Genomic DNA, 12,739 nt, shown 5'->3' on the forward strand with positions numbered 1-12,739 from the left:
GTCCAACCGGCACGCTGCCGTTGCGTCTCCGTATGGCGGTGTCGGCATCGCTGCTGGCTGCGAGCGCTGACCTCCCTCTCCGCCGCCTGCGGCCCGGCAGCCCGCCGTCACCGGTGCCCGCCCCCCTTCACACCGCACCGGTGACGGCCCCGCCTCCGCCCTCCTTGACCGGCGGAAATCTTCGGGATATCCGTGAAACCCCGAACGTTTCCTCCGCCCCGCAGGAGAACACCCGTGCCCCACGACGACCACAGGCTCCGCCGCCTCATCTCCACCATGTCCCTGGAGGAGAAGGTCGGCCAGCTCTTCGTGATGCACGTGTACGGACACACCGCCACCGACCCCGACCCCTCCGACGTCGACACCAACCTCAGGGAGTCCGGCGTCCGCGACGCCGCCGAGCTGATCGCCCGCTACCACCTCGGCGGCGTCATCTACTTCGGCTGGGCCCACAACACCCGCGACCCGCACCAGATCGCCGCCCTCTCCCGCGGCATCCAGAAGGCGGCGGCCGCCACCCAGCGCGTCCCCGTTCCCGTACTCATCTCCGTCGACCAGGAGCACGGCATCGTCGCCCGTATCGGCGCCCCCGCGACCCTCCTCCCCGGCGCGATGGCCCTCGGCGCCTCCGGTTCGCACGCGCACGCCCGCGACGCCGCCCGCATCGCCGGCACCGAGCTGCGCGCCCTCGGCATCCACCAGGACCACGCCCCGGACGCCGATGTGAACGTGGACCCCGCCAACCCCGTCATCGGCGTACGCTCCTTCGGCGCCGACCCCGAGGCGGTCGCCGGTTTCGTGACCGCGCAGATCGAGGGGTACCGGAGCGCGGGCATCGCGAGCGCGGCCAAGCACTTCCCCGGACACGGCGACACGACGGACGACAGCCACACCGAGCTGCCGCACATCCACCACACCCGCGAGGAGTGGGACCGTATCGACGCCCCGCCCTTCCGCGCGGCGATCGCCGCGGGCGTCGACTCCGTGATGACCGCGCACATCGTGGTGCCCGCGCTCGACCCCTCGGGCGACCCGGCGACGCTCTCCCGCCCGATCGTGACGGGCGTCCTGCGCGAGGAACTCGGCTTCGACGGCGTCATCGCCACCGACTCGCTGGCGATGCGCGGCGTCCGTACGAAGTACGGCGACGACCGCGTGGCCGTACTGGCGCTGCGCGCGGGCGTGGACCAGCTGCTCAACCCGCCGCAGCCGCAAGTCGCGTGGGAGGCGGTGCTCCAGGCCGTCAGGGACGGGGAGTTGACGGAGGAGCGCATCGACGAGTCGGTTCTGCGGGTGCTGCGCATGAAGGCGAAGGTGGGCCTCCTGACGGGTCTCCTGGACGATGAGGAGAACCCCTCCGCCGACATCCCGGAGACCACGGGAACGGTCGACGCGGTGACGGCCGCCGTCGGCACCCCCGCCCACCTCGCCGCCGCCGACCGCATCGCCGAGGCGACCACCACCCTGCTGCACAACGACAGCGCCCTGTTGCCGCTCTCCCCCCACACCCACCGCGACGTCCTCGTGGTCGGCGCCGACCCCCGCTCCCCGTCCGGCACGACGGGCCCGCCCACCTCGGTCCTCGCCGACACCCTGGCCGCACTCGGCTTCACCGCCACGGCGCTCTCGACCGGAACGTCCCCCGACGGCACGGCCGTCGAGAAGGCGGTGGCGGCCGCCCAGGGCAAGGACGCGGTACTCGTGGCGACGTACAACGTCTCGACCCACACCGCCACGGCGAGGGACAACACCCAGGCCGCCAACGCCACCCTGGACAAGGCCACCACCGGCCCCGCTCCGGCGGGCGGCGAGGACGGGCAGACCGCCCTGGTGGCCGCCCTCAAGGCCACCGGTGTCCCCGTCGTCGCCCTCGCGATCCGCAACCCGTACGACGTGGCCCACCTGCCCCCCGTCGACGCCGCCCTCGCCTCCTACTCCTGGACGGACGTCGAACTGCGCGCCGCGGCACGGGTGATCGCGGGCCGTGTCGCACCCCAGGGGCGGCTGCCGGTGCCGGTGCGGCGGGCGGACGATCCGGCGCGGGTGCTGTACCCGATCGGGCACGGGCTGACGTACTGAGGCATACGAAGCGCCCGGACCCCGCTCCTCAAACGCCGGAGGGGCTGAATGGTCCGCCCCTACGGCCTCAGCGTCTGCTCCTTCTTCACGTCGCGCCGGTCCAGCTTCGCGTCGTACGCCGCCAGCGGCTTGCCCGAAGCGGACGGCACCCCCGCCCACTCCTGGATCCGCTGCGTGGCCCTCGCCTTCTCGGCCGGGGTGAGCTGCGAGACGGTCGCCCCGTGGTGGGCGCCGGGTGCCGTGAGGACGTGGTTGTCGTGCCGGGCGCCCCGCGCGGGGCGGAACTTCTCGGCGCCGTACGGGTCGTACTCGCCGTACACGTACATCATCCGGTGCGCTTGGTGCCGCACCCACGTGTCGATGTCCCGCATCGCGCGCGGGTCGAACGTCATCGGGATCTCGCGCGGCACGAAGTTCCGGGGCGGCTGGTAGCCGTAGCGGCTCAGGCCGCCGAGCCAGGGCTGCTTGATGGTGGGCGCGCCGAGTTCGGTGCCCGCCTGGTAGTAGTACGGCGTGTACGGCGTGAGTCCCTGGTCGGTGTAGGAGGACCAGCCGCCCACCGAGTCGACGTAGTCGAAGAGTTCCTGGTCGCTCACGGTGGCCGCGTCGGGGATCGTGCCGCAGGCGGTGGCGGCGGGCTGGTACTGCCAGAAGCCCCACACGAGGTCCATCACGACGGCCTCGAACGCCTTGTCCAGCGTGCCGACGGTCTTGAAGGTGTACCCCTGCGCCTCGGCGTACGCGGCGAGCTTCCTCGACAGCGGCTCCCTGCGCACCATGGCCTCGCGCTGCACGGCCTGGATCCGGGCGCGGCACTCCTTGGTGCCCACGTGCGCGAGGAACCTGTCGTAGGCCGAGTCCTCCTTGTCGACCGCGTCGTTCGGCGCGACGTAGGAGACGATGCCTGCCATGTCACGCGGGTAGAAGCGTTCGTAGTACGTGGCGGTCATGCCGCCCTTCGAGACGCCGGTGGCCAGCCACTTCTTGCCGTAGATCGGCTTGAGCGCCCGGTAGATGCGGTGCTGGTCCGTGGCGGCCTGCCAAATGTCGAGCTTGGACCAGTCGGCCGGTTCGGGACGCGAGGGAGTGAAGAAGCGGTACTCCATGGAGATCTGGTTGCCGTCGACGATCTGCGTCGGCTCGCGGCGGCTGGGGTTCGTGGAGACGCTGTAGCCGCTGGTGTAGTAGACGGTCGGGCGGCTCGTGTCCTTGTGCAGGACCGTCACGCGCTGTTTGAACGTGCCCTTGGTGGGGCGCCGGTGGTCGACCGGCTGGGTGTAGTTGAGGACGAAGAAGCGGTAGCCGGGGTAGGGCTTCTCCTCGATGAGGCTCATGCCGGGGATGGCGAGCAGCTTGTCCTTGATGTCCGGTTTCGTGGTGGTGGCCCGCTCGCCGGCCAGCGGCCGCTCCCCGGCGGCGGCCGCCGCTCCGGCCGCACTCACCGTGCCTATCAGCACCACGAGCGACAACACCCATCTGAGCACCCTGCGCATGCACCCTCCCCTGTCGACACAGCGATGCCCCGGAACCTAACGGAGCAACTGGGTCCGCACCAGAGGGAGTTGCCGGCGGCCCGCAGGCGTCAGCAGAGGATCCAGCCCGAACTGGCCCCGCGCCCGCTGACCTTCCCCGTCACCCGCACGCAGCGGTTTCCCGCGTGGACCACGACCGGGCCCGCCCGGTGGGTGTAACGCCCCTGGTCGCGGGCGGGGCGGCTGCCGCGCGCCTGGACGCTGACCGACATGGCCTTGCGGGCGCCGGTGCGCTTGGCGATCGTGACGGCGCAGACGAAGCCCCGGGTCTTGAAGACCTCGATCCGGCCCGTGCTGAACGGAAGCGTGCGCACCTTGTGCCCGGCGCACGGTCCCGCGAGGGCGGCGGCCTTGGCCGGGCCTGCCGCGTGGGCCGTGCCGGCAGCGGGGCCCGCCAGGGCGAGCAGAAGGGCGGCGGCGAGTCCGGCGGTGCCGAACGTCAGCCGCCGTCGTATGCGGCCACGGCCGCGACCACTGCTCACAGTTTCCCCTCCCGCCACAGCGGCATCAGCGTACTGGTGTACGGACGCAGCCCACCGCCCGGACGGTTGCGGGAAACCCCGCCTTTTCTGCTGCCGCGGTTCAGGCCGTCTCCACCGGCTCCCCCACGAAGGTCCGCCACAGGCGCGCGTACCGGCCCTCCCGCGCGAGCAGTTCCTCGTGCGTGCCGTCCTCGGCGACGCGCCCGTCGGCCATCACGACGACGCGGTCGGCGCGGGCGGCCGTGGTGAGGCGGTGGGCGACGACCAGGGTGGTGCGCTTGCCCGCGATGCGGTCGGTGGCGTGGTTGACCTGCGCCTCGGTGGCGAGGTCGAGCGCGGCGGTCGCCTCGTCGAGGAGCAGGATGTCGGGGTCGACCAGCTCGGCGCGGGCGAGCGCGATCAGCTGCCGCTGGCCCGCGGAGAGGTTGCGGCCGCGCTCGCTGACCTCGTGGAGGTAACCGCCGTCGAGGGTGGCGATCATCTCGTGCGCGCCGACCGCGCGGGCGGCGGCCTCGACCTCGGCGTCGGTGGCGTCGGGCCTGCCGTAGGCGATGGCGTCGCGGACCGTGCCCGCGAAGAGATAGGCCTCCTGCGGCACGACACCGAGGCGGTGGCGGTACGCGGTGAGGTCCAGGGAGCGCAGATCGGTGCCGTCGACGGTCACGCGCCCGCTCGTGGGGTCGTAGAAGCGGGCGACGAGCTTGACGAGCGTCGACTTGCCCGCGCCGGTCTCACCGACGAAGGCGACGGTCTGCCCGGCGGGGATCCGCAGGCTGATGCCGGTGAGGGCCGCCTCCTCGCCGTTGTACGCGAACCGCACGTCCTCGAAGGCGATCTCGCCGCGCAGCGCGCGGACGTCCTGCGGCTCGTCGGCGGTCTTGGTGGACGTCGGCTCCTGGAGCAGTTCCTGGATGCGGCCGAGCGAGACGGTGGCCTGCTGGTAGCCGTCGAAGACCTGCGAGAGCTGCTGCACGGGCGCGAAGAACAGGTCGATGTAGAGCAGATAGGCGACGAGCGCGCCCGTCGTCAGCGTGCCCGCCTCCACCCGGCCCGCGCCCACGATCAGCACGGCGACGACCGCGAGGGACGACAGGAACTGCACGAACGGGAAGTACACGGAGATCAGCCACTGGCCGCGGATGCGGGCCTTGCGGTAGCTGTCGCTGTTGCGCGCGAACCGCTCGGCACCCGAGCGCTCGCGCCGGAACGCCTGCACGATGCGCAGCCCGGCGACGGACTCCTGGAGGTCGGCGTTGACGGCCGACACCCGCTCGCGCGCCAGTTCGTACGCCTTCACGCTCGACTTGCGGAAGAAGTACGTGCCGACGATCAGCACCGGCAGCGTCGCGAAGACGACGAGTGCCAGCTCCACGTCGATGACGAGCAGCGCGACCATGATCCCGAAGAAGGTCACGACGGAGACGAAGGCGGTGACGAGACCCGTCTGCAGGAACGTCGAAAGCGCGTCCACGTCCGTGGTCATCCGGGTCATGATGCGCCCGGTCAGCTCACGCTCGTAGTAGTCGAGCCCGAGCCGCTGCAACTGGGCGAAAATCTTCAGCCGCAGCGCGTACAGCACCCTTTCGCCCGTACGTCCCGTCATCCGCATCTCGCCGGTCTGCGCCACCCACTGCACGGCGACGGCGGCCAGCGCGATCCCGGAGGCGACCCAGACCGCGCCGAGCGCGAGCTGGTTGACGCCCTCGTCGATGCCGTGCCGGATCAGGACGGGGAGCAGCAGTCCCATGCCCGCGTCGACGGCGACGAGCAGCAGGCTCAGAAGCAGCGGAAGACCGAACCCGCCGAGCAGCCTGCGCAGGTTGTACGACTCCTCGGGCGTGACGGCGCGTGCCTCGTCGATGCCGGGCTTGTCGTCGGCCGGGGGCAGCGCCTCGACCTGGGCGAGCAGTTCCGGCGTGGAGGGCATCCCGGACAGAGCGGTGTCCTGCGGCTCCCGGTCCCCGCTCCACAGGGCGGGCGTGATGCCGCGCTCGGCGTCGAACTCGGCGTCCAGCTCGTCGCGTATCGAGGTGTCCTCGGGCACGTCGGCGGGGTACGCGTGGCCGGGCGACACGCCACCCAGCTCGTCGGGGTCGGTGAGCAGGCGGCGGTAGAGGGGCGAGCGTTCCTGAAGCTCCTCGTGGGTGCCGAGGTCGGCGAGGCGCCCGTCGTCGAGGACGGCGATGCGGTCGGCGAGGCCCAGGGTGGAGCGGCGGTGGGCGATGAGCAGGGTGGTCCGTCCGGCCATGACGCCCCGCAGCGCCTCGTGGATCTCGTGCTCCACGCGCGCGTCCACCGCCGATGTCGCGTCGTCGAGGACGAGGAGGCGGGGGTCGGTGAGGATGGCGCGGGCGAGCGCGATGCGCTGGCGCTGGCCGCCGGAGAGGGTGAGGCCGTGCTCGCCGACCGTGGTGTCGTACCCGTCGGGCAGTTCGGCGATGAACCGGTCGGCCTGGGCGGCGCGCGCGGCGGTCTCGATCTGCTCCTGGGTGGCGTCGGGGTGGCCGTACGCGATGTTCGCGCGGACCGTGTCGGAGAAGAGGAAGGAGTCCTCGGGGACGAGCCCGATGGCGGAGCGCAGCGAGTCGAGGGTCAGCTCGCGCACGTCGTGGCCGCCGATGAGGACGGCGCCGTGCGTCACGTCGTAGAAGCGGGGCAGCAGCAGCGACACGGTCGACTTGCCGCTGCCGGAAGAGCCGACGACGGCCAGGGTCTCGCCGGGGGCTATCCGGAAGGTCAGCCCGTCGAGGACGGGGCGGTCGTCCTCGTACGCGAACCCGACCTCGTCGAACTCGACGGTGGCCGGGGCGTCGGCGGGCAGCTCCTTCGTCCCGTCGCTCATGCTCGGCTCGGTGTCGATCAGCTCAAGCACACGCTCGACGCCCGCGCGGGCCTGCTGCCCGACGGTGAGGACCATGGCGAGCATGCGCACAGGCCCGACGAGCTGCGCGAGATAGGTGGAGAAGGCGACGAACGTACCGAGTGTGATCTCCCCGCGCACGGCGAGCCAGCCGCCGAGGGCGAGCATGGCGACCTGGCCGAGCATCGGGACGGCCTGGAGGGCGGGGGTGTAGCGGGAGTTGAGGCGGATGGTCCGCAGCCGCCCGGCGAAGAGCCTGCGCCCGACCTCGCGGAGCTTGCCGGTCTCCTGGTCCTCCTGCCCGAACCCCTTCACCACGCGTACGCCGCTGACGGCGCCGTCGACCACTCCGGCGACGGCCGCCGCCTGGGCCTGCGCGTACCAGGTGGCGGGGTGCAGCCGGGTGCGGGAGCGGCGGGCGATGAACCACAGGGCGGGGGCGACGGCGAGGGCGACGAGGGTGAGCGGCAGCGAGAGCCAGGCCATGATCCCCAGCGAGATCACGAAGAGCAGGATGTTGCCGATGGTCATCGGCAGCATGAAGAGCAGGCCCTGGATGAGCTGGAGGTCGCTGGTGGCGCGCCCGACGACCTGCCCGGTGGACAGCTCGTCCTGGCGCCGCCCGTCGAGCCGGGTGATCGTCCCGTACATCTCGGTGCGCAGGTCGTGCTGGACGTCGAGGGCGAGGCGGCCGCCGTAGTACCGCCGGATGTAGGTGAAGACGTAGACGAGGGCGGCGGCGCCGATGAGGGCACCCGCCCAGGGGCCCATGGAGCGTCCGCCGCCCTGGCCGTCCGCCCCGATGACGTCGTCGATGATCACCTTGGTGATCAGGGGGACGAGGGCCATGACGGCCATGCCGGCGAGCGAGGCCCCGAGCGCGAGCACGACGTCCTTCGGATACCGCCACGCGTATCCGCTGAGCCGCCGCGCCCATCCCCGTTGCTCTGTCACGTGCTGCCTCCCGTAGACCTGACCTGCCGAGAGGCCCAACGCGGCGGGACCCGGATTTCATCCCGCCGCGCTGGAAGGAGGCACCCCGAAGGGGCGCGGGGAACTGCGCGCCCAGCCACAGCGCTCCCGCACCAGGTCGACGGGCCCGCTGTCCCCCGGAGACTCAGCTGCCCGGAACAGCCACAAAGGCCTCACGCGGCGTATCCGTAGGCACATACCGCCCGCCCGCCGACGCCCGAGGAGCAAGATCCTTATGAATAGCCTTGGCCACGCCCTGAATCGTGGTGACCCCGTAATTCATGGTGCTGTTCCCGTGCGTGAGCACGGAGATGGTGTAGTCATGCCCACCGCCCTTGAACGCGCCGATGCTGTGCACGCGCCAGCCGTGGGTCGACCGCTGCAGCCAGCCATTCTTGACGTGTATCGAGACCCCGGCCGGCGCCCCCGCCGGGGTGCCCCAGCGCTGCGAGGAGACGACCTTGCCCATCAGCTTCAGCATGTAGGCGCGCGCGTTGTCGCTGAGGACGGAGTTCTCGGCGGTGATCAGCGCGAGGAGCTTCTGCTCGTCGGCCGCGTTGATCCGGGTCAGGCCCCAGTAGCCGCCGGACCCCGGCACGGTCTTCGTCATCTTGGCGGCCTTGAGGAAGGCGTTGATCTTCCCCGTGCCGAGCTGGCGCCAGAGCGTGCTGGTCGCCGCGTTGTCGGACTGGGTGATCATGGCGTGCGCGAGGTCCGACTCGCGCTCGGTCAGCTTGCGCTCGGTCTTCTTCGCGTCCCACAGGAGCGTGGCGAGGACGGTCGCCTTGACGATGCTGGCCGAGTCGAACGAGGTGGTGGAGCGCAGGGTGCAGGTGGTGCCGGTGGTGCGGTCGCGGAGGCCGATCGCGACGGTCCCCTTGCGGTTCTTCAGCGCGGCGGTGATGTCCTTGGTGAGCTTGGCGGCGAGGCCGGCCTGAGCCGAGGTGCAGGTGACCGTCGGCGCGGGCGCGGCGACGGCGGGCGCGGCGGCGCCGAGCGGCACGAGCACTCCGGCGGCAAGGCCTGCGGAGAGCAGGCGGGCACGCCGGGATATCCCGGATGTCGGGTGAGTCATGGATTCTTCCCATCCCCTTGGGCAGTACAAGACCCTCGGGGTCCGTACCAGCGCGCCCCCTGCGCGCTTGCACCAGATGACTCACCGACACCGGCGATGGTTGCACGAAAGGCAGCACCAAAGACCGCCGACCAAGCCGGCCGGAGCAGCCACCGACGCTAAGCGATCTCCCCCATCCACATGCGCCGCCCCAGCTCATCCAGATCCGCTCTGCGCTGCTCGTATTCGGGCAGGGCAATCCGCACGAGCCGCCAGAAATCCGCACGGTGTCCTGGCACGGCCACGTGCGCCAGCTCATGCGCGATGACGTAGTCGATCAAGTGCATGGGGAGCTGGAAGAGCGGCCATCCCAGGCTCATCAGGCCCCGTTGCCCCGCTTCACCCGGCGGTCGGTAGGAACCCCACCGCTGTCCGAGGTCTCGTACCTCAAGCCTCGGCTCGGCCACCCCCATCCGGGCTGCCCAGGGCTGGAGCCGGTGCCGCGTCCAGACCCGGCCGGTCCGGCAGTACCAGTCGACCAGCGCCGCCCGGCCCGCCTCCGGGTCTTCGGCCACTGCCCGTCCCATGACGAGCCGCCCAGCCATGAGCCGGACCCGGACGTCCGCCTCCTCGCCGTCCGAGAGGGCGAGCCGGTACGTCCTGCCTAGATAGCGGAAGAGTTCCCCGTCGACCAACCGCTTCGCCACGTTGACCGGCCGGACACGTTCCCGCTCCGCGAGCTTGGTGACCAGCCACGACCGGTGCCCGCGTACAAAGCTCTCCGCCTCCCGGGCCGTCCGCTCTCCGGGCACGTGCAGGACGAGACTGGCATCGGGGGTGACGGTGAGTGCAAACCTCTTCCTGCGCGGGCTGACCCGCATCCGCAGGGCCAAGCCGTCGACGGTGAGCAGCTCACCGTCGACAGGAGCGGTCTGATTCTCGGCGCGAACGGTCACACCCTCTATTCTCCCCGGACCCTGCCCAGGAATCTCGCCCGGTTGTCCTGCGCGTACGCGGCGAGACGCTGAGCCGCCGCCTCCAAGGCTGTCCAGTCGCCTCCGGTGGGCCTCAGTCCCCCCCTGAGCAAGTCGGTGTGGAGGGCACTGGCGAGATTGGTGATGTCTTGGTGCTGCCTTTGGTATGAGGCCTTGGCCATGATGTGGGCCGCTGTGTCGCAGACCGCGGCCACGAGCGGCCGGACGTCGTCCTCCGTCTGGCGAATACCGGGGCTGTCCGCCACGAGTTGCTCCACCAGGCGGTAGACCTTCTGTTCCAGAGGGGAGAGACCGGCGAGCGCGGGGTCCTCCTCGTCCTCCTGCCTGGCCTCGTCGATCAGCTCCCTGAACTTCTCCGCCTGTTCCTCGAAGCGTCCGGGGATCTCCCGCAGGATCTCTTCGAGCCGCTGGGAGAGGCGGGTGTACTTCTCGGGGTCCTCCCGCTTGACGCGCTCCTCCAGATGGAAGCGGAGCGCGTGCCCCATCTCAGCGGCGGCGTCCTTCGCCGGCAGCGCGCGCACCGCGTCGTCGAAGCCGTACGCGGCGATCGAGACCGGCGGGATCGCCTGCTCGATATCGGGCCCTTCCAGATGGTCGGCGATCATGGCCCGGACCTTGCGCCCGTAACGACGCATCGTGAAGGTCCCGCCCTCGCCGTCCCGATGCAGGCGACGGATGCGCTTCTGAAGCAGGGCCCACCGCCGGGCGTCCGCCACGTAGTTGAGCGCTTCTTCGTGGGGCAGTACACGTTCCATGGTGGCGAGGAACGCGTGCAGGACCTCGTCGTAGCCGAACCGGATGTCTTCCGCGTCGAACCGCGCCAGGGCGTCCCGCAGCCGGACGGGGTCGGACAAGTCCGCGTCCGTGACGCCGTTCCGGAGCAGGAAGGCACGCACGGTGTCGGCGGCCGGTTTCAGGGCGTCGACCTCTTCGGACATGCTGCGCATGGTGTCGTCGACATCGGCATTCCGGTATCCGTCCAGCGCCTCGGCGAGGTGCTTGAAGACGCCGTAGTAGTCCACCACGTACCCGATTTCCTTGCCCGGGTAGGGCCTGTTGACGCGAGCGACCGCCTGCAGCAGTTCGGCGTCCCTGATCGGCCGGTCCAGGTAGAGCACCTGCTCGCGCGGGGCGTCGAACCCCGTCAGCAACATGGACTTCACGATCAGGAAGGCGATGGGGCTTTCCGGATGCACAGGGTCGGGAACGGTCCGCCGCTGGGTTTCTTGTTCACCTGCCGAGGCTTCGGACCAGGGAGCGTTGCCGCTCCCCGAGCCTGCGCCATGGTGCCCGTCACTCGGCGCAGGTGGCGGGTACAAGGGCGTCGTTGCCACCCACTCGGGCTCCGGCGTCGGCTGCGGGAACCCCTTCTGGAAGCGCTCAATGTACGCCTCCTGCCGCTTGCCATCGGTCCACTCGGCCCACCGGCCGCGCTTGTCGTCGGCACTCGACGAAATGACCGGCACGAAGTCGATCCGGCGAAGCAGTGACCGGAATCGGTACGCTTCATGGAGATACCGAAGCCGCTTTTCGAGCTTCTCCGGCGGGATACCCGCTACAGACCCAGGGTCGTACCCGTCAAGTTCGGCAAGCAGCCGATCGCGCGCCGCGCGCAGTGCGTGGTGGTACTGCACGGCCGCCTTACGGCTCACGGCCGCGACCTGGGCCTTGAAGCCCCCGCTGGACAACACTGTTGTCACCCAGTGCTCCAGCATGTCGTCGGCCTTCGCCGCGATCATCGGCACGGACTCGGCAACGTCCCGCTCGGTTGGCCAGCGTCTGAGCAGGGCTGCCCGCTCCTCAGGGCTGCGGTCCCGCACCAAGTCGTCGAAGTTCCGGTCGAGGCTCGCCCCGTCCCGGACCTCGCCCTCCCCGGTGCGCCCTTCGTAGCGGATACGTACGACGACACCGTCGTGCTCGGCGTCCTCCATCCGGTACTCATCGAGGAAGCCGCGCTCGGAGTGCCCGCGCCCGAAGATCCGCCGGGTGTCCTCCTCCCGGCCGGTGACGATGGGCGTTCCCGTGAAGCCGATCTTCGCGGCGTTGGGGATCGCCTTGCGCAGGGCGGCGTGCAGGAAGCTGGTGTGTGAGCGGTGGGCCTCGTCGACGAGGACGAGAATGTCGGATGAGGTGCTGCACTCGGGGAAGTCGGGTTCCCGTTTCTTGCCCTTGCCCTTCCCCCTGGCCTTCCTCGCCTTCTTGGCCTGCTCGAACTCCGCTACGAGATTCCGGTCGTCGGCCTCCGATTCGGCCTCCCCGGAGAAGGTCAGCCCGGCACCGTACTTCTGGATCATCCCGAAGACGACGCGTGGCCCTCCGTCCCGCAGCAGCCCCTCCAACTGCGTACGCGTGGTGGCCGTCTCAACATCGGACTCGCTGAGCTTCAGCGTCCGCGTCAACTGACGCTGCAGCTGGGTCCGGTCGGTGACGACCACGACCATGAACCGGCTGAGACTGGGATGCAGATGGATCCGACGCACCAAGAACGTCATGGTCAAGCTCTTGCCAGAGCCCTGGGTGTGCCAGATGACCCCGCCGCGCTCGTCCTCGTCGCCGGTCTCAGGCCGGGTCTTGCCGGTCAGCAGTCTGCGTACGGCCTTCTCGGCCGCTCGGTACTGCTGGTGCCGGGCGACTGCCTTGACGAGCCGTACAGCCCCGTCATCGGACTCGACGGGCAGCGGGATGATGTAGTGACGTACGACGTTGAGCAACGCCGCCCGACGCAGCACGACACCGACGAGCTTCTGCTGTTCGGTGAGGGGACG

7 protein-coding genes are annotated in these 12,739 nt (G+C 70.5%); 1 reads left to right on the top strand and 6 read right to left on the bottom strand.

Features of this window, described 5'->3' with window-relative positions:
- Positions 1–276 precede the first annotated feature (276 nt).
- A complete protein-coding gene (locus tag GKQ77_RS17320) occupies positions 277–2,079 on the top strand; it encodes a glycoside hydrolase family 3 protein (protein ID WP_219689684.1) in 1,803 nt (600 codons plus the stop codon).
- Between the two features lie 59 nt (positions 2,080–2,138).
- On the opposite strand, the gene GKQ77_RS17325 is transcribed toward GKQ77_RS17320, so the two are convergent.
- From GKQ77_RS17325 to GKQ77_RS17350, 6 genes are all read right to left on the bottom strand, one after another.
- A complete protein-coding gene (locus GKQ77_RS17325) occupies positions 2,139–3,572 on the bottom strand; it encodes a serine protease (RefSeq protein WP_219689680.1) in 1,434 nt (477 codons plus the stop codon).
- A gap of 89 nt (positions 3,573–3,661) precedes the next feature.
- Positions 3,662–4,093 (bottom strand): hypothetical protein, encoded by a 432-nt coding sequence (locus tag GKQ77_RS17330; RefSeq protein WP_308117694.1) that lies wholly within the window; start codon positions 4,091–4,093, stop codon positions 3,662–3,664.
- A 100-nt stretch (positions 4,094–4,193) separates the two neighbouring features.
- A complete protein-coding gene (locus GKQ77_RS17335; RefSeq protein WP_219689681.1) occupies positions 4,194–7,907 on the bottom strand; it encodes an ABC transporter ATP-binding protein in 3,714 nt (1,237 codons plus the stop codon).
- Positions 7,908–8,070: 163 nt separating this feature from the next.
- Positions 8,071–9,000 (bottom strand): serine hydrolase, encoded by a 930-nt coding sequence (locus GKQ77_RS17340; protein ID WP_219689682.1) that lies wholly within the window; start codon positions 8,998–9,000, stop codon positions 8,071–8,073.
- A 158-nt stretch (positions 9,001–9,158) separates the two neighbouring features.
- Positions 9,159–9,935 (bottom strand): M48 family metallopeptidase, encoded by a 777-nt coding sequence (locus tag GKQ77_RS17345; protein ID WP_308117695.1) that lies wholly within the window; start codon positions 9,933–9,935, stop codon positions 9,159–9,161.
- Between the two features lie 5 nt (positions 9,936–9,940).
- Positions 9,941–12,739, bottom strand: a 2,799-nt coding sequence (locus GKQ77_RS17350) for a type I restriction endonuclease subunit R (RefSeq protein WP_219689683.1), incomplete at its 5' end; no start/stop codon positions are given.

The sequence above is a fragment of the Streptomyces anatolicus genome, assembly GCF_019400875.1.
GTDB lineage: Bacteria > Actinomycetota > Actinomycetes > Streptomycetales > Streptomycetaceae > Streptomyces > Streptomyces anatolicus.

Excerpts from the sequence above, each read along its gene's own strand:
- GKQ77_RS17320 (WP_219689684.1), top strand. The coding sequence starts at position 277 with ATGTCCCTGGAGGAGAAGGTCGGCCAGCTCTTCGTGATGCACGTGTAC.
- GKQ77_RS17325 (WP_219689680.1), bottom strand. The coding sequence starts at position 3,572 with ATGCGCAGGGTGCTCAGATGGGTGTTGTCGCTCGTGGTGCTGATAGGC.
- GKQ77_RS17340 (WP_219689682.1), bottom strand. The coding sequence starts at position 9,000 with ATGACTCACCCGACATCCGGGATATCCCGGCGTGCCCGCCTGCTCTCC.